Origin of the sequence: Saccharopolyspora thermophila (assembly GCF_014646075.1) — a bacterium.
Classification (GTDB): domain Bacteria; phylum Actinomycetota; class Actinomycetes; order Mycobacteriales; family Pseudonocardiaceae; genus Saccharopolyspora; species Saccharopolyspora thermophila.
The window spans coordinates 170,147-188,195 of sequence record NZ_BMMT01000011.1 but is presented as its reverse complement, the minus strand read 5'-3'; the positions used below and the strand labels follow the sequence as shown (position 1 = coordinate 188,195).

Below are 18,049 nucleotides of genomic sequence, written 5' to 3'. Positions count from 1 at the left end.
TGTCGGCGACCTCCCGCATGGCTTGCACGGCCGTGCGCAGGGTTTCGATGCCGTGCTGCTCCACCGGGTCGAGCATCCAGGCAAAGGGGCGGCACAGAATCCCGTACGCGTCGTTGTCCAGCGACACCTGCTGGGCGGCATCCACCGCGGTGTTCAACTGGTCCACCACACCGTCCACTTTGGAGGCATGGGAACGCAGGTTCTCGATGACGACGTTCATCTCGTCGGGCATGGCGATGAGGTCCCCGGGTAGCGCAGGGCGCGGTCAGCGCAGAAACGAACCGCTGCTGAAGTCGTCGTCGTCGAAGTCGTCCGGTCCACGGTGCGGCGCCGGGCGCTGCGGCGGGGTCGGGCGCTGCGGCGGTTCGTAGTCGTCCTCGGTGTCCAACCCCATCTCCTGCACCCCGGCCGCGCGGCGCTGCGGCTCCGCCTCGTCCTCCGGCGGCTCCGGGAAGTACCTGCGGGCCTGACCCACCACGTGCTGCGCGGCCGGGTCGTCCAGGCCGACGGTGTCGGCCACCGCCCGCTGCATCAGCTCCGGAATCCTCGACTGCGCCGCCTGCACCACGCGCATGATCTCGTTGGCCAGGGTCGCCATCGGACGGTTTCCGGCCTTGTCAGACAGCTCGAGGCCCTGCAGGATGCCCGCCGAGCTGATCGTCACCTGGATGGCGCCGTCGCGGGACGACTCGGTGACCGAGATCTGTTCGATCCGCTGCTGCATGCGGCCGAACTTCTCCGCCTTCTCGGCGGCACGCTCCTGCCACTCGCGGACCATCCGCTCGGCAGCACCGATGTCCGCCCCGAAGTCCTCAGGCACACCCGTCCCCCGAACCGCTCCGCCGACGTGAGCACGCTGCGCAACCAGTTGGTGACCGTGTGCGATTACCCATGTCGGCGTGATTTTCTTACTGATCTTGGCGGGCACCGTATCAACAGCCCGCGCGCGACCGATTCGGATCAGCGGATTCCGCGGCCGTCGCGGCGATCACGGAACCTGCGCAGAACGGAGACCGCGCCGTCCCATAGAGTCGGGTGCCGTGACAGTTGGCTGGTCCGCTTCGCTCGACCTGGACCAGGCGTGCCGACCCGACAGCCGCAGGCTGGCCGAGGCCCTGCGGACCGCGATCCGCGAGGGCCGCCTCCCGGCCGGGAGCCGCGTCCCGTCCACGCGGGCGCTGGCGCAGGAGCTCGGGGTCGCCCGCGGCACGGTTACCCGCGCCTACAACCAGCTGGTCACCGAGGGTTTCCTGCTGTCCCGGCAGGGCGCGCCCACCACCGTCGCCGAGCAGTTGGCGACCCCGGAGGCGGTCACCGCGCCCGCGCCCGCCGAGGCGCCGGAACCGCGCTGGGACTTCCGGCCCGGGCGGCCGGACCTCAGCGCCTTCCCCCGCCGGGACTGGCTCGCCGCCAGCCGCCGCGCGCTGCGCTCCACGCAGCCCGGCGACCTGGACTACGGCGACCCGCAGGGGCACCCAGCGCTGCGCGAGGCCCTCACCGAGTACCTCGGACGGGTCCGCGCGGTGGCCACCACACCCGAGCGCATCATCATCTGCAACGGCTACACACAGGCGTTGTCACTGCTCAGCAAGGCCCTGCACGATCAGGGCCTGGACGCGGTGGACTTCGAGGACCCGTCGCTGCCGCACCTGCGCGCCATCCCCGCCGCTCTGGGCATGGCGGTGCACGGGGTGCCGGTCGACCACGACGGGCTCGACGTCGCGCAGCTGCGCAGCCGCGCCGTGGTGGTCACCCCGGCGCACCAGTTCCCGCTGGGCGTGGCCATGAGCTCGGTGCGACGGGCCGAGCTGGTGCGGCTCGCCAAGACCGAGGACCGGCTGATCATCGAGGATGACTACGACGGCGAGTTCCGCTTCGACCGCCCGCCGGTCGGCTCGCTGCAGGGGATGGCGCCCAACCACGTGGCGTACGCGGGGACCGCCAGCAAGACGCTGGCCCCGGCGCTGCGGTTGGCGTGGCTGGCGCTGCCCCCGCACCTGGTGGACCCGGTCCGCGCCATCAAGCGGCAGAGCGGCCTGCACGCGCCGTTGTTCGAACAGCTGGCCATGGCGGAGCTGATCCGGTCGGGCGCTTACGATCAGCACGTCCGCCGATCACGCGCGGTGTACCGGAGGCGCCGGGAACAACTGCTCGACGCGCTCGACGACGTCCGCGCGAACCACCGGCCGCACCCGGCCGGGATCTCGGCGGGCCTACACATCACCCTGCAGCTGGACCCGGAGGGACCGACGGAGCGAGAAGTCCTGGACCGGGCGCGGGCGCACTCGGTGGAGCTCGAGGCGCTCGGCCCGCACTGGGTGCGCCCCGGCGAGCACCCGCCCGGCGTGGTCGTCGGCTACGCCGCCGCGGCCGAAGCCGCCTTCCGACCCGCGCTGCAAGCACTGGTCACCGTTCTGCAGCGGTGACCTGGTCGGGCGCAAGCGGTGCTTCGCGCCCACCATGTCAGCACCCCGAGGGGAACACGTGTTCTATTCTGGTCCCCCGCCGCGACACACAGGAGTAGAGAGTTGACCGAAGAACAGACGGCCACCGAGCAGACCGCCCCGGTGTCGGCCGAGCCGCCGCAGGCCGCCTCCACGCCCGCGGTGACCAGCGAGAACACCGCCGAGGCCCCGTCTGCCAACACCACGGCGCAGCCCGCCCCGGCCGAGGAGGCGCCGAAGAAGCCGCGCGCCCGCAAGCAGAGCACCGCGAAGAAGACCCGCACGGTGGAGCTGACGCTGACCGTCACCGGCACCGCCGACGGTGAGTGGCAGGCCGATCTCATGCACGCCGGCAAGCGCGTCGTGCAGGGTCTGCCGATCCCGGCGTCGGCGGTGTCCAAGGCGGCCGCGGAGCTGCACCAGGAGATCTCCGAAACCATCGAGAGCGTGCTGACCGCCGCGCGCCAGCAGCACGAGGCCAAGCTCGCGGAGCTGGAGGCCGAGATGGAGCGCGTCCGCAAGGCCCTCGCCGGACTGGAGAGCTGAGATATCCCGGGCGGTGCCTGCTCTGGCGCCGCCCGTGGTCGCGGGCGTGCCGTGTCGGCCCCTCGACGACACGGCACGCCCGCTCCAGCCAACCTGCCCGGCCCCGGTGCCGGTCGTGCTACCACGGAGTAGGTCCGCAGGCAGTGGGAGACTCCCAGATCCGGCGGGAGTCTCGCAACAGGTGCCGCCGACGAGTCGATCAACGGCCGGTGCCACGCCGCATGATCGCGCTCCCCGAGCGCGCGCCGACCAGGTGCGCACGGCCAGATCTCATCGCGAACCGCGCCCGGCTCCACCTCGCAAAACCACTGCGCGTCGCTCGATTCGATAACGGATCGACGACTTTCCGGAAACTCTTCGCAACATCCCCGGAACCCGCCTGGATCAGCACGGATGCTCGACCGGAACCAGTCGTGTTGGGCCGAGGAGGCGAACATGCCAGCGGATCTGGACGATCTGCAACGTAAGCTCGAAGCGCTCAAGGAAGCCGGTCGCCGCGCCGAGGAGCGGATGGGCGACTTCGGGCGCATGCGGGAGGAGATCAGCGCCCTGCAGGCGTCAGCCACCTCCGCCGACCGGTCGGTGACCGTCACCGCCGGGCCCGGCGGGGTCACCGACATCCAGTTCACCGCCGACGCCCTGCGCCAGACGCCCACCCAGCTGTCCGACACCGTCATGAGCACCCTGCGGCAGGCGGTCGCCGAAGCCGCGCGTATGCAGGCCGAGATCGTCCAGGAGTACCTGCCGGACAGCGACGTCCGCGACCGCGTGTTGCGCACCCAGGAGGAGCTGTTCGGCGCCGCGCCCGCCGATCCCCCGAGCGAAATGGTCGACGACGAGGAGGACATGCCCGACACCTTCCTCGACAACCGGAGGTACTGATGACCGGCTACCACGCCCCACCCGACGCGATCGTGCGCTGCGGCTCCAACGTCGACCGGATGACCGACGCGGCGAAGCAGATCAAGGCCAAGGCGACCGAGGCCCAGGTGCCGGAGCTCTCCTGGGGGCTGCTCGGCCTGGCGACCACCTACAGCTCCTACCGCGACCTGCTCGACCGGTTCCAGCAGCACCTCGACGAGATGGCCGAGGGCCTGACCAAAGCCGGTGCGGACCTGACCGCCGCAGGCAAGGAGTACCGCGAGACCGACGAGTCGCTGGCCGACATGCTCCGGCGGCTGTTCGGCAGCTTCACCGCCGGCCGCGGTGGAGGGGGTTCCTGGTGACCACGAACGCCGAGGCAGCGGCCGAGAAGGCCGGAAGCGTCGTGAACCCGCTCGCGCCACCCGTGGACGGCTCCGCGTTCGGCAAGCTGCCGTTCGTCAAGGACCTCATCAGCGCCGAGGAGCATGCGGGCAAGGGAGACATCGAAGCCCTCGCGGCCGACATCGAGAGCTACCTGTCCAGCGCCACCAGCTTCGCGCTGGACCCGATGGGTTTCCTCATCGGCACCGGCGTGGAGTTCGTGATCAACTTCGTGGCGCCGGTGCGCGACGCGATCCAGCTGGTCACCGGGGACAGCGAGGCGCTCGCCAAGGGCGCCGAGGCGTTCACCGGGGTGCAGGGCCAGCTCGACGAGCTGGCCGACAACCTGACCGAAACGCTGGACAGCGAACTGAAGGACTGGGACGGCGCGGCGGCCGACGCGCTGCGCACCAAAATGGCCAGGTTCATCAAGGGTGTGCAGAACACCGCCGGGCAGGCCAACAACCTCTCCCAGCTGCTGCAGATGAGCGGCACCATGATGGAGGCCGCCGAAGGTGTCATCAAGGGCATCCTCGCCGACTTCCTGACCTGGGCGGTCACCACGTGGCTCACCGCGACCGCGGCGGCCGGGCCGACCTTCGGCGGGTCCATCGCGGCGGCCACCGCGGCCACCACCGCCGAGGCCGGCATCACCTGCGCCCGCGCGGCCCAGCAGATCCAGAAGATCACCTCGATCATCGACAAGATCATGAAGGTGATCACCGCGATCAAGGCGATCCTGGACACCATCCGCATCGTCGAGAGCGTCCAGCAGATCACCGACGGCGCCAAGGGCGGTGACGGCGGCCGCAGCCCCGCCGACGTGGGCAGCACCCTCTCGGGCGAGGAGAACAAGCGCCTCGGCGACGCCAAGAAGGTCATCGACCAGGTCGGCGAGGGCTACAAGCAGCGCGCCGAGGACGGCGACCACACCGTCGACGGCGACGGGGATCTCGCCCGGGTCAACCCGGACGGCTCGCACACCAAGGTCGACGCCCGCGGCAACCCGGTCGTCGACCCGCGCACCGGCGAGACCACCACCACCCGCCCGGGCCAGCCGAGCTACGGGGCCAAGGACGTGGGCTGGTCGGTGTACAACCAGGTGGCCGGGGGGCTGAGCACCGCGGCGGACAAGTTGGAGAAGCAGGCCCAGGAGGGCGGCTACACCAAGGTCGACTCGGACGAGACGATCAGCGGCCAACTGGACTGGTAGCGAGGTCAGCAGCGACGGGCGCCTGGCGACCGGACAGCTCGGCGCAGGCGCCCGTCACTGCGCGAACGCAATGCGCAGGTGGCTCAGCGGGACGTGCTGGCGGTCCGCTTCGGCAGCCGCCGGGTCCCGCAGCGCCGCCGGTGGGATCCAGCGCAGGATCTCCAGCGCCGTGGTCAGCAGGGCGTCGAGCACGACCGGCTGGTCGAAGGTGCGGCCGGCCCAGACGATCAGCTTCCGGCCGGACAGGCGGAAGCGGACCGGGCCCAGGTTGGTGGCCGGGGACGGTCCGAGGCCGTTGCCGTAGAGCCACTGGATTCGCTGCGGCGCGAGCACCGCGCGCACGTACTCCGGGGACGCCCCGGCGGCGTGGTAGATGCCCAGCGATGCCGGGCCGATGTCCACCGGCTTGCCCTGGAAGACGTCGCGGGAGCGGTTGAAGCTGAACAGGTCCAGCACGTCATCAAGGACGTCACGGTCCTCGTCGAGCACCAGCTCCGGCACCGGCGAGGGCATCTCCAGCACCACCGCACCGGTGATCACGGCTTTCTCGCTGGTCTGCGAGGTCCCCACGAACGATCCGGTGCCCGCGGAGTAGGAGGAGCCGGTAGAGCGCGACCGCTTCGAGGTGAAGTCGACCTGCACGGCCAGCGCGGGCATCCCCTGGAACCAGCCGGCCAGCACCACGGGCACGGACCTGCGGCGGAAGGCGTGGAACGGCGGACCGGGCAGCTGGTCCAGCACCTCGGCGGGCACGCCCCACGCGACCCGCCACCCCCGCTGCTGCGCCCACGCGGCAACCGGGGGAAGCCCCTGCGGATACCCCATGCCCACCTCCCGCGCGCCACCGCCACCGTACCGACCGGCGCGGGAAATCCACGAAAAAGGGCCCCTGTCCGGAGGAGTCGGACAGGGGCCCCGGGTCGCGGACCCGCGTCCATCCACGGCGGACGGACGCGGGCCTGGGTCAGCGGTAGTCGCGGCCGAAGTCGTAGTCGTCCAGCGGAACCGCCGCACCCGTGCCGGTGCCGAAGACATCCGGGGTGTAGTAGCTGTCGTCGTAGGACGGGATCGCGTACGCCGCGGCCCGCGCCTCCTCCGTCGGCTGCACCTGGATGTTGCGGTACCGGTTGATGCCCGTACCCGCCGGGATCAACTTACCGATGATCACGTTCTCCTTCAGGCCGACCAGCTTGTCGCTCGCGCCCTCGATCGCGGCGTTGGTGAGGATCCGGGTCGTCTCCTGGAAGGAGGCCGCCGACAGCCACGACTCGGTGGCCAGCGACGCCTTGGTGATACCCATCAGCACCGGACGGCCGGACGCCGGGTCACCGCCCTCGGCGACGACGCGGCGGTTCTCCGCCTCGAACTGCGAGCGCTCCACCGGCGAACCGGGCAGGAACTCGGTGGCACCCGAGTCGATGATGATGACCCGCCGCAGCATCTGGCGGACGATCACCTCGACGTGCTTGTCGTGGATGCCCACACCCTGCGACCGGTACACCTCCTGGACCTCGCGCACCAGGTGCAGCTGGGCCTCACGCGGACCCATCACGCGCAGCACCTCGTGCGGGTCGACCGCACCTTCCAGCAGCTGCTGGCCGACCTCGACGTGGTCGCCGTCGGCCAGCTGCCGCTCGCTGCCGTCGACCGAGATCGCCGCGAGCCGCTGCCGCTTGGACAGCTTGTCGTAGACGATCTCCTCGCCGCCGTCGTCCGGGATGATGGTGATCTTCCAGTAGCGGTCGTTGTCCTCCAGCCGGATCCGGCCCGAGGTGTCGGCGATCGGCGCCTTGCCCTTCGGGACGCGGGCCTCGAACAGCTCCTGGACACGCGGCAGACCGGTGGTGATGTCGTCACCGGCCACACCACCCTGGTGGAAGGTACGCATCGTCAGCTGCGTACCGGGCTCACCGATCGACTGGGCGGCGACGATGCCGACCGCCTCGCCGACGTCCACCAGCTTGCCGGTGGCCATCGACCGGCCGTAGCAGACCGCGCACACCCCGACGGCCGACTCGCAGGTCAGCACGCTGCGGACCTTGACCTTGGTGACACCCGCGGCGAGCAGCTTCTCGATCGCCGGGTCACCCAGGTCCGAACCACGGGCCAGGATGATGTTGCCGTCCGCGTCGGTGACGTCCTCGGCCGTGTTGCGGGCGTAGACGCTGGTCTCCACGTGCGGGTCACGCAGCAGCGTGCCGTCCGGCAGCCGCTCCGCGATCGGCATCTTGATGCCGCGCTCGGTGCCGCAGTCGGCCTCGCGGACGATGACGTCCTGCGAGACGTCCACCAGACGACGGGTCAGGTAACCGGAGTCGGCGGTCCGCAGCGCGGTGTCGGCCAGACCCTTACGGGCACCGTGGTTGGAGATGAAGTACTCCAGCACGGACAGGCCCTCGCGGAAGTTCGCCTTGATCGGGCGCGGGATGTACTCACCCTTCGGGTTCGACACCAGACCGCGCATACCGGCCAGCTGGACGACCTGGGTCATGTTACCGGCGGCCCCGGACTTCACGATCGTGCTGATCGAGTTGTCCTCCGGGAAGTTCGCCTCCATGGCCTCGGCGACTTCCTCCTTGGCGGCGGTCCAGACCTTGACCAGCTCGGCGTTGCGCTCCTGGTAGGACAGCGCACCGCGGCGGTACCGCTTCTCGACCTGGTCGGCCTTGGCCTCGTAGGCGTCCAGGATCTCGGTCTTGTTCGGCGGCACGACCACGTCGGTGATCGACACGGTCACGCCGGACCGGGTCGCCCAGTAGAAACCGGCGTCCTTCAGCTTGTCCAGCGTCTGGGCCACGGTGACCATCGGGTACCGCTCGGCCAGGTCGTTGACGATCGCGGCCTGCTTCTTCTTCGGCAGCAGGTCGTCGACGAACGGGTAGTCGTCGGGCAGCAGCTCGTTGAACCACACCCGGCCCAGGGTGGTCTCGGCCAGCCACGGCTGACCGGGCTCCCAGCCCTCCGGGGTGTTGTCGCGCGGCGGCACCACGTCCCGCAGCCGGATCTTGACCTTGGCCTGCAGGTCCAGCACACCGCGGTCGTAGGCCATGATCGCCTCGCCGACCGACGAGAACGCCAGGCCCTCGCCCTTGGCGCCGGGCACCTGCTTGGTCAGGTGGTACAGGCCGGTGACCATGTCCAGACGCGGCATCGCCAGCGGCCGACCGGAGGCCGGCGACAGGATGTTGTTGCTGGACAGCATCAGGATGCGGGCCTCGGCCTGGGCCTCGGCCGACAGCGGCAGGTGCACCGCCATCTGGTCACCGTCGAAGTCCGCGTTGAACGCCTCGCAGACCAGCGGGTGCAGCTGGATCGCCTTGCCCTCGACCAGCTGCGGCTCGAATGCCTGGATACCGAGGCGGTGCAGCGTGGGCGCGCGGTTGAGCAGCACCGGGTGCTCGGCGATGACCTCTTCCAGCACGTCCCACACCTGCGGGCGCTGGCGCTCCACCATCCGCTTCGCGGACTTGATGTTCTGCGCGTGGTTGAGGTCGACCAGCCGCTTCATGACGAACGGCTTGAACAGCTCGACCGCCATCTCCTTCGGCAGACCGCACTGGTGCAGCTTCAGCTGCGGGCCGACCACGATGACCGAACGGCCGGAGTAGTCGACGCGCTTACCCAGCAGGTTCTGACGGAAGCGGCCCTGCTTGCCCTTGAGCAGGTCGGACAGCGACTTCAGCGGCCGGTTGCCCGGGCCGGTGACCGGACGCCCGCGACGGCCGTTGTCGAACAGCGCGTCGACGGACTCCTGCAGCATCCGCTTCTCGTTGTTGACGATGATCTCGGGCGCACCGAGGTCGATCAGCCGCTTGAGGCGGTTGTTCCGGTTGATCACCCGGCGGTACAGGTCGTTGAGGTCGGAGGTGGCGAACCGACCACCGTCGAGCTGCACCATCGGCCGCAGGTCCGGCGGGATGACCGGCACGCAGTTGAGCACCATGCCGCTCGGGTCGTTGCCGGTGGCCTGGAAGGCCGCCACGACCTTGAGCCGCTTGAGGGCGCGCAACTTCTTCTGACCCTTGCCGCTGCGGATGATCTCGCGCAGCTGCTCGGCTTCGGCGTTGATGTCGAAGTTGGCCAGCAGGGCCTGGATGGCCTCGGCGCCCATGCCGCCGGTGAAGTACTCGCCGTAGCGGTCGTGCAGCTCCCGGTACAGCACCTCGTCGGCGATCAGCTGGCGGGGCTCCAGCTTGGTGAAGGTCTCCCAGATCTCGTCCAGCTTGTCCAGCTCGCGCTGCGCCCGGTCGCGGATCTGGCGCATCTCACGCTCGCCGCCCTCCTTGACCTTGCGGCGCACGTCGCTCTTGGCGCCCTCGGCCTCGAGCTCGGCCAGGTCGGCCTCGAGCTTCTGGGCCCGGGCCTCCAGGTCGGCGTCGCGCTGGTCGGCGATGCGCTTGCGCTCGACGCTGATCTCGCTCTCCAGCGTCGACAGGTCGTTGTGCCGCATCTCGGTGTTCACCGAGGTGATCACGTAGGCGGCGAAGTAGATGATCTTCTCGAGGTCCTTGGGCGCCAGGTCGAGCAGGTAGCCCAGACGGCTCGGGACACCCTTGAAGTACCAGATGTGGGTCACCGGAGCGGCCAGCTCGATGTGGCCCATCCGCTCGCGGCGCACCTTGGCGCGGGTCACCTCGACGCCGCAGCGCTCACAGATGATGCCCTTGAAGCGAACCCGCTTGTACTTGCCGCAGTAGCACTCCCAGTCGCGGGTCGGGCCGAAGATCTTCTCGCAGAAGAGCCCGTCCTTCTCCGGCTTCAGGGTGCGGTAGTTGATGGTCTCGGGCTTCTTGACCTCGCCGTACGACCACTGGCGGATGTCGTCGGCCGTGGCGAGGCCGATGCGGAGTTCATCGAAGAAGTTGACGTCAAGCACGTCGGGTCTTCTCCCTTGGTCGAGAGGTTCTGCCGCTCCAGCGGCGGCAGCGGTGCCAGGTTGGGTCGGGCGCCGGTCCGCGAGTCGCCCCGCGGACCGGCGGCGAGGTCAGTGCGCGATGTCGTCGACCGACGGCGACTCGTTGCGGGACAGGTTGATGCCGAGGTTGGCCGCGGCGCGCTCCAGGTCCTCGTCCTCGCTGTCGCGCATCTCGATGGCCGCCCCGTCGCTGGAGAGCACCTCGACGTTCAGGCACAGCGACTGGAGCTCCTTCAACAACACCTTGAAGGACTCCGGGATGCCGGGCTCGGGGATGTTCTCGCCCTTGACGATCGCCTCGTAGACCTTGACGCGGCCGACCACGTCGTCGGACTTGATTGTCAACAGCTCCTGCAGCGTGTAGGCGGCGCCGTATGCCTGCATGGCCCAGCACTCCATCTCACCGAAGCGCTGACCACCGAACTGCGCCTTACCACCCAGCGGCTGCTGGGTGATCATCGAGTACGGACCGGTGGACCGGGCGTGGATCTTGTCGTCGACCAGGTGCGACAGCTTGAGGATGTACATGTACCCGACGGCGATCGGGTACGGGTACGGCTCGCCGCTACGGCCGTCGAACAGCTGCGCCTTGCCGTCGCCGCCGACCAGACGCTCACCGTCGCGGTTCGGCTTGGTCGAGGCCAGCAGCCCGGTGATCTCCTCCTCCCGAGCACCGTCGAAGACCGGGCTGGCGGTGTTGGTGCCGGGCTCCACGTCGTAGAGCTCCTCGGGCAGCCGCTTCGCCCAGTCCGGGTTGCCCTCGATGGTCCAGCCCTGCGAGGCGATCCAGCCCAGGTGGGTCTCCAGCACCTGGCCGATGTTCATCCGTCGCGGCACACCGTGGGTGTTCAGGATGATGTCGACCGGGGTGCCGTCGGCCAGGAACGGCATGTCCTCGACAGGCAGGATCTTGCCGATGACGCCCTTGTTGCCGTGGCGGCCGGCGAGCTTGTCGCCGTCCTGGATCTTGCGCTTCTGCGCGACGTAGACCCGCACCAGCTGGTTGACGCCCGGGGGCAGCTCGTCGTCGTCCTCGCGGTTGAACACGCGGACGCCGATGACCTTGCCGGTCTCGCCGTGCGGCACCTTCAGCGAGGTGTCGCGGACCTCGCGGGCCTTCTCGCCGAAGATCGCGCGCAGCAGCCGCTCCTCCGGGGTCAGCTCGGTCTCACCCTTCGGGGTGACCTTGCCGACCAGGATGTCGCCGCCCTGCACCTCGGCGCCGATGCGGATGATGCCGCGCTCGTCGAGGTCGGCCAGCACGTCGTCGGATACGTTCGGAATGTCCCGGGTGATCTCCTCGGCGCCGAGCTTGGTGTCGCGGGCGTCGACCTCGTGCTCCTCGATGTGGATCGAGGTGAGCACGTCGTCCTGCACCAGGCGCTGGGACAGGATGATCGCGTCCTCGTAGTTGTGCCCCTCCCACGGCATGATCGCGACGAGCAGGTTCTTGCCCAGCGCCATCTCGCCGTTCTCGGTGCACGGCCCGTCCGCAATGACCTGCCCGGCCTCGACCCGGTCGCCCTCACTGACGATCGGCTTCTGGTTGATGCAGGTGCCGTGGTTGGACCGGGAGAACTTCTGCAGCCGGTACGAGCGGCGGGTGCCGTCGTCGGCCATCACGGTGATGTAGTCGGCGCACAGCTCCTCGACCACACCGGCCTTCTCGGCGACGATCACGTCGCCGGCGTCGACCGCGGCGCGCAGTTCCATGCCGGTGCCGACCAGCGGGGCCTCGCTGCGCAGCAGCGGCACCGCCTGGCGCTGCATGTTCGCACCCATCAGGGCGCGGTTGGCGTCGTCGTGCTCCAGGAACGGGATCATCGCCGTCGCGGCGGAGACCATCTGCCGCGGCGAGACGTCCATGTAGTCGATCTCGGTCGGCGCGAGCAGCTCGACCTCGCCGCCCTTCCGGCGGCCCAGCACCCGCTCCTCGAGGAAGTTGCCCTCCTCGTCGATCGGGGTGTTGGCCTGCGCCTTGACGTAGCGGTCCTCCTCGTCGGCGGTCAGGTAGTCGATCTGGTCGGTGACCCGGCCGTCGACGACCTTGCGGTACGGCGTCTCGATGAAGCCGAACGGGTTGACCCGCGCGAAGGTCGCCAGCGAGCCGATCAGACCGATGTTCGGGCCTTCCGGCGTCTCGATCGGGCACATCCGGCCGTAGTGCGACGGGTGCACGTCGCGGACCTCCATGCCCGCGCGCTCCCGGGACAGACCACCCGGGCCGAGCGCGTTCAGCCGCCGCTTGTGTGTCAGGCCCGCGAGCGGGTTGGTCTGGTCCATGAACTGCGAGAGCTGCGAGGTGCCGAAGAACTCCCGGATCGCCGCCGTGATCGGGCGGATGTTGATCAGGGTCTGCGGCGTGATCGCCTCGACGTCCTGCGTGGTCATCCGCTCACGGACGACGCGCTCCATGCGGGACAGGCCGACCCGAACCTGGTTCTGGATCAGCTCGCCCACGGTGCGGATGCGCCGGTTGCCGAAGTGGTCGATGTCGTCGACCTCGACCGGCACCGTGGCACCCTCTGCACCGTTCTGCGCCGGCATCTCGGTCTCGCCGGCGTGCAGCCGGACCAGGTACTCGATGGTGGTGACGATGTCGTCCTCGGTGAGGACCCCGGTCTCGTACGGCAGCGCCAGGCCCAGCTTCTTGTTGACCTTGTAGCGGCCGACGCGGGCCAGGTCGTAGCGCTTCTCCTTGAAGAACAGGTTCTCCAGGAGGGTCTGGGCGCTCTCCTTGGTCGGCGGCTCGCCCGGACGCAGCTTGCGGTAGATGTCAAGCAGCGCCTCGTCCGTACCCGCGGTGTGGTCCTTCTCCAGGGTGGCCATCAGGGTCTCGGAGAAGCCGAACCGCTCGCGGATCGCCTCGGCCGTCCAGCCCAGCGCCTTGAGCAGCACGGTGACCGGCTGACGGCGCTTGCGGTCGATGCGGACGCCGACGGTGTCGCGCTTGTCGACGTCGAACTCCAGCCACGCGCCGCGGCTGGGGATGATCTTGACGCTGAAGACGTCCTTGTCCGTGGTCTTGTCGACCGACTGGTCGAAGTAGATACCGGGGGAACGGACGAGCTGGGAGACCACGACCCGCTCGGTGCCGTTGATGATGAACGTCCCCTTGTTCGTCATCATCGGGAAGTCACCCATGAACACCGTCTGGCTCTTGATCTCGCCAGTCTCGTTGTTGGTGAATTCCGCGGTCACGAACAACGGGGCCGCGTAGGTCATGTCCTTGTCCTTGCACTCCTCGACGGAGGCTTTGACCTCGTCGAAGCGCGGGTCGGAGAAGGACAGCGACATCGATCCGGAGAAGTCCTCGATCGGCGAGATCTCGTTGAGGACCTCCTCCAGACCGCCTACCGGGTTCTCCTCGCCGGCGTCGACCCGGCGCTGGAACCAGGCCTCGTCACCGACAAGCCATTCGAAGGACTGGATCTGCAGGTCTAGCAGGTTCGGCACGTCCAGCGGCTCGCGGATGTTCGCGAACGAGACCCGCTTGGGTGCCCCAGGGATCCCCGACGTGAAGTTGGAAGCTGCAGAGACCTTGGTCGCGCGGGAGACTGCCAAGATGCGTCCTTCCGGGACTCTGAACTGGCTACAGCCGCGTCAGTGAAAACCAGTCCGCCAACACAGCTGTCAAGGGTGCAATGGCGCCCGCGATCCGACAGCCCGACGTGTCACCAGGGGTGCCACCAGTCGAGGCAGACGGAAAGAGGGCAGCGCAAAGTAGCAGTCTAGCCGGAACCGCACCAGCTGTCGAGGGGGCCCGCCGATGGCGGCCCTGCCTCGTGTCGACGACCAGAGTGAACCCGAGCGGGCGCGCAGTCAAGAGATCACGCTTCGATCACCCTCGTGGCGCAGGACACGATCACGTCTCGTGACCACCGAGGAGCACGTCGAACCTGGTCAGCGGGCTACTTGCAGGTAACCACGGGACCTCGGAGGAGGTCTACCCAACACCCCACCGAACGGCCCTTGACAGGCACGGCGGCGCCTGCACACCACGTGATGAGCACCTCACCGACCCGCTCCGGGCGGCCACCGCCGGCGCACCGGATCTCACCCGTCGTGCCCGAACCGGCACCGACGGTCACCCAACCCGCGCTGCGGCAACGGGTGATCGCGCACCGTTGAGCGCCGATTCCGGCGAACACGAAGGGTCGCCGATGATCCACCCGGCGCTGCGAAGGCCATTGCGTCACAACGGTCACGCGAGTCAACACTGACCACGGCAGTGCATTTCCGCGCCAGACGTCATTTGCACACAATGCGGATCCACCCGGAACGAAAGCCGCCCCCGGATTCGCACAATTCAGCGGGCCGCACCACGACCCCGCGACGGGCGCAGCGGCGCGGCGCTGACCAGCGAGTAGTAATGGTGGCTGTTTTTCGCGGCGATACGGGCAACGGATCTGCCCGGTCGGCGCAAGTGCCCACCGGGCAGATCTCAGCTCGTGCACGCGGGCTATTCGACGGGGGCATTCGCCGGTAGCGTGATACGACCCACCGCGTCGGTGACGCCGGTGCCCCGCCTCAGCTGGCCACAGGAGACACGACCGATGACAGACGATGCAAGCCGCGCGAACGACCGGTTCCGCGGACTGCAACGTTGGGCAGGAGGACAGGACCGTGGAGGTTCGTCCCGCTCCAGCTGGTTCGTCGAGGAGCCGACGAGCGCCACCGCCGCTCCGGCCGAGCAGGCCGCGGACCCCCGCCGCAGTGCCGAGCAGCGCTACGCCGACGCCATCGCCGCCATGAACAAGATCGTCACCACCCTCGACTTCGGCGACCTGCCCTGGGTGACGGAGGTGTTCCGGGCCACGGCGAGCGTCCTGCACGACAGCGACCCGGCGCGGGCGGGCGTGCTCAACAACCTCGGCAGCGCCGCGCAGCTGAACCACCTGCGCAGCGGCGAGCTGGCCGACCTCGAGGACGCGATCGGCTACTACCGCTCGGCGACCGCGGCGGCCCGCAGCGACGACCATGACCGGGTGCTCTACCGCTGCAACCTCGTGCTGGCGCTCACCGAGTACGCGGCCAAGACCGGCAGCGCGACCGCGGCGGCGGAGAGCGTGGAACTGGCCCGCGAGACCGCGGAGCAGACGCCGCGCCGCGACCAGCGGCGGGCGATGGTGCTGATCCGGCTGGCCAACGCGCTGAAGCTGCACGCGCGGCTGGCCAACGCGCCGGAGTCCGACGACGAGTCGATCGACGTGTTCCGGGAGGCGGCGCGGCTGTCCCCGGCGCGCGAGAGCACCACCTCCGAACTGCTGATCAACCTCGGGGCCGCGCTGCTGCGCCGCTACGAGCGCGACGACTCACCGGACGACCTGGACGAGGGCATCAAGCATCTCGGCGCCGGCGCGGGCGCCCTGCCCGATGGCGAACCCCGCCGGTCCGCGCTGTGCCACCTGGCGAACGCGCTGCGGCTGCGGTTCCGCCGCAACGGCGACCTGACCGACCTGAACTCGGCGATCAGCGAGCTGATCGGGGTGCTCGGGGTGCTCGACACCGGGCACCCGCTGTTGGGCACCGCGATCTGGAACCTGGCCGCCGCCACCGTCGAGCACGTCGACGCCACCGGTGAAGCCGGTCAGCTGCGCCGCGTGCTGCGCCTCATCGGCCCGGCCGTTCGCGCCATGTCCGCCGACGACCCGCAGCGCGCCGCCGCCCTCACCGGCTACGCGACCCTGCTGCGCAGGCACTTCGTGCACGGCGCGGAGGCCGAGGTGCTGGACACCGCGGTCACCGCCGGCGAGGCCGCGGTCGAGGCGGCCGCAGAGACCGATCGCGGCTCGGCGCTGAACTCGCTGGTCGCCACCCTGATCACCCGCTTCGACCACAACGGTGACAGCACCGACCTGGACCGGGCCGCCGAACTCGCGCGGGAGGCCGCCGCCGACGCCGACCCCGCCGCGCGGCACGTGGCGTCGGCGCAGCTGGGCACCATCGCGATGCACCGCTACCGGACCACCGCGCAGACCGGGGAGGTCGAGACGGCGATCGAGCTGTTCGAGCTGGCGCTGTTCTCGATGCCCGCGACCGCGCCCGGCCGCGCGCACGTGGCCATCCAGCTCGGCCGCGCGTTGCAGGCGATGCACCAACGCAGCGGCCGCCGCCGCTACTACCGGTGGGCACGCAAGGTCCTCACCGACGCCGCGGAGCAGCACAACGCCCCCGCCGACCTGCGGCTGCGCGCGGCCAGCCTGTGCGGCCGGATCGCCGCCCAGGCGCACCGGTGGTCCGAGGCGCTGGAGGCGTTCGCCCTCGCCGTGGAGCTGCTGCCGCTGGTCACCCGCGGCAAGCGGGTGGTGGCGTCGCCGACCATGCAGCAGCGCTGGGCGCTGATCGTCGCCGACGCCGCCGCGTGCGCCCTGGAAAACGGCGAGCCGGAACGCGCGGTGGAGCTGCTGGAGCACGGCCGGACGGCGATCCTCGCCGACTTCCTGCCCACCGGCGGCGAGCTGGGCGAACTGCACCGCACCCACCCGGACCTGGCCGACGAGGTGGTGCGGCTGCGGCGGCTGCTGGACCGCCCGGTGGCGGAACCGGGGCTGGGCGAGACCGACGACCGACTGCGACTGGCGGCCACCTGGGACGAGCTCCTCGCCGAGGTGCGGGCGGTGCAGCCCGGGCACCTGCGCCCGACGCCGTTCGCCGAGTTAACCGCTGCCGTGCCGGAGGGCTCGGTGGTGCTGGTCAACCTCAGCCGCTACCGGTCGGACGCACTCGTCGTCATCGGGGGGCGGGTGCTGACGGTGCCGCTGCCCAAGGCGGACCCGGAGCTCGCCGCCGAGCAGGCCGGCGCGATGCTCTCCGCGGCACAGCACGACGACCACGAGGCGATCGCCGACGGCCTCGACTGGGTGTGGCACCGTATCGCCCGGCCGGTGCTGGAGCGCATGGGTTACCTCAGCACACCGGAGCCGGGTTCCCGCTGGCCGCGCATGTGGTGGAGTGCCGTGGGCGCGACGGCGTTCCTGCCGGTGCACGCTGCCACCGCGAAGACCGGCGAGTGCGCGCTGGACCACGTCGTGTCGTCCTACACGCCGACGCTGGGGTGCCTGCTGCGCGCCGGGCAGCGACCGGTGCCGGAGAGCGGCACCGCGCTGGTCGCCGCGGGTTCGGCCAAGCAGGTGGCGATGGAGCTGCCGCCGCAGAACCAGGTGCTGGCCCAGTACTGGCCGTCCGCCGAGATCGTGTCGGTGGAGCACACGAGCGCCGCCGAGGTACTGCGCATGCTGCCGAAGCACCCGTGGCTGCACGTGTGCGAGCCGAGCTCGCAGTTCCCGGCGCAACCGGCGGCGGGGCTGTTACTGGACCGCGAGGCGCCGCAGCGCCCGCTGGGGCTGGTCGAGATCGGCCAGGTGCCGCTGGACCGGGCGGAGTTCTGCTACGTCGGCCAGTGCGCGACGGCCGCCGACCCGCCGTCCGCGGCGGCGGTGTCGCTGCCCGGGGCACTGAACTTCGCCGGGTTCACGCACGTCCTCGGCACCCTGTGGGAGGTCGACGAGGACAGCGCCGTCCAGGTGCACGCCGACGTCTACGACGAGTTGTTCGGCGGCGAGGCGGACGAGACCGACCGCGCGGCCTACGCGCTGCACAACGCTGCCCGCCGGCTGCGTGAGCACTACCCGCAGGAGCATGGCGTCTGGTCCGCCCACGTGCACGTGGGGCCGTGATCAGTGC

General features: G+C 69.9%; 11 protein-coding genes. 6 read left to right on the top strand and 5 right to left on the bottom strand.

The genetic code is table 11. The annotated features are described in order from the left end of the window. Positions 1-232: type VII secretion target (locus IEY17_RS16725; RefSeq protein WP_188988740.1), on the bottom strand; the 232-nt coding region annotated here is incomplete at its 3' end. A 33-nt stretch (positions 233-265) separates the two neighbouring features. Further along, positions 266-820, bottom strand: coding sequence for a YbaB/EbfC family nucleoid-associated protein (locus tag IEY17_RS16720; protein ID WP_188988738.1), 555 nt, complete (start codon positions 818-820; stop codon positions 266-268). A gap of 220 nt (positions 821-1,040) precedes the next feature. Between IEY17_RS16720 and pdxR the strand changes: the two genes are divergently transcribed. The 5 genes from pdxR to IEY17_RS16695 all read left to right on the top strand — a co-directional run bounded on the left by pdxR (position 1,041) and on the right by IEY17_RS16695 (position 5,448). Next, positions 1,041-2,426, top strand: coding sequence for a MocR-like pyridoxine biosynthesis transcription factor PdxR (pdxR, locus tag IEY17_RS16715; RefSeq protein WP_188988737.1), 1,386 nt, complete (start codon positions 1,041-1,043; stop codon positions 2,424-2,426). A 102-nt stretch (positions 2,427-2,528) separates the two neighbouring features. Continuing rightward, positions 2,529-2,990: a DUF6319 family protein gene (locus IEY17_RS16710; RefSeq protein ID WP_188988735.1), complete on the top strand. Its 462-nt coding sequence runs from the start codon at positions 2,529-2,531 to the stop codon at positions 2,988-2,990. Positions 2,991-3,425: 435 nt separating this feature from the next. Then, positions 3,426-3,872, top strand: coding sequence for a YbaB/EbfC family nucleoid-associated protein (locus IEY17_RS16705; protein WP_188988733.1), 447 nt, complete (start codon positions 3,426-3,428; stop codon positions 3,870-3,872). Next, positions 3,872-4,216, top strand: coding sequence for a WXG100 family type VII secretion target (locus IEY17_RS16700; protein ID WP_188988731.1), 345 nt, complete (start codon positions 3,872-3,874; stop codon positions 4,214-4,216). Before IEY17_RS16705 ends, IEY17_RS16700 begins: the two co-directional genes overlap by 1 nt. Next, positions 4,213-5,448, top strand: coding sequence for a WXG100 family type VII secretion target (locus IEY17_RS16695; RefSeq protein ID WP_188988729.1), 1,236 nt, complete (start codon positions 4,213-4,215; stop codon positions 5,446-5,448). The genes IEY17_RS16700 and IEY17_RS16695 overlap by 4 nt, the downstream gene beginning before the upstream one ends. Positions 5,449-5,502: 54 nt before the next feature. Here IEY17_RS16695 and IEY17_RS16690 read toward each other — a convergent pair whose 3' ends face one another. From IEY17_RS16690 to rpoB, 3 genes are all read right to left on the bottom strand, one after another. Beyond that, on the bottom strand, positions 5,503-6,273 hold the full coding sequence (locus tag IEY17_RS16690) for a hypothetical protein (RefSeq protein ID WP_188988727.1): 771 nt from the start codon (positions 6,271-6,273) through the stop codon (positions 5,503-5,505). 139 nt (positions 6,274-6,412) lie between these two features. Further along, complete coding sequence (locus tag IEY17_RS16685; protein ID WP_188988725.1) at positions 6,413-10,324, bottom strand: DNA-directed RNA polymerase subunit beta'; 3,912 nt, start codon at positions 10,322-10,324, stop codon at positions 6,413-6,415. Between the two features lie 108 nt (positions 10,325-10,432). Then, positions 10,433-13,927, bottom strand: a complete 3,495-nt coding sequence (gene rpoB, locus IEY17_RS16680) for a DNA-directed RNA polymerase subunit beta (protein ID WP_188988723.1) — start codon at positions 13,925-13,927, stop codon at positions 10,433-10,435. A gap of 992 nt (positions 13,928-14,919) precedes the next feature. On the opposite strand from rpoB, the gene IEY17_RS16675 reads away from it, so the two are divergent. Continuing rightward, complete coding sequence (locus tag IEY17_RS16675; RefSeq protein ID WP_188988721.1) at positions 14,920-18,042, top strand: CHAT domain-containing protein; 3,123 nt, start codon at positions 14,920-14,922, stop codon at positions 18,040-18,042. Positions 18,043-18,049: the final 7 nt, after the last annotated feature.

Excerpts from the sequence above, each read along its gene's own strand:
- IEY17_RS16705 (WP_188988733.1), top strand. The coding sequence starts at position 3,426 with ATGCCAGCGGATCTGGACGATCTGCAACGTAAGCTCGAAGCGCTCAAG.
- IEY17_RS16700 (WP_188988731.1), top strand. The coding sequence starts at position 3,872 with ATGACCGGCTACCACGCCCCACCCGACGCGATCGTGCGCTGCGGCTCC.
- IEY17_RS16690 (WP_188988727.1), bottom strand. The coding sequence starts at position 6,273 with ATGGGGTATCCGCAGGGGCTTCCCCCGGTTGCCGCGTGGGCGCAGCAG.
- IEY17_RS16675 (WP_188988721.1), top strand. The coding sequence starts at position 14,920 with ATGACAGACGATGCAAGCCGCGCGAACGACCGGTTCCGCGGACTGCAA.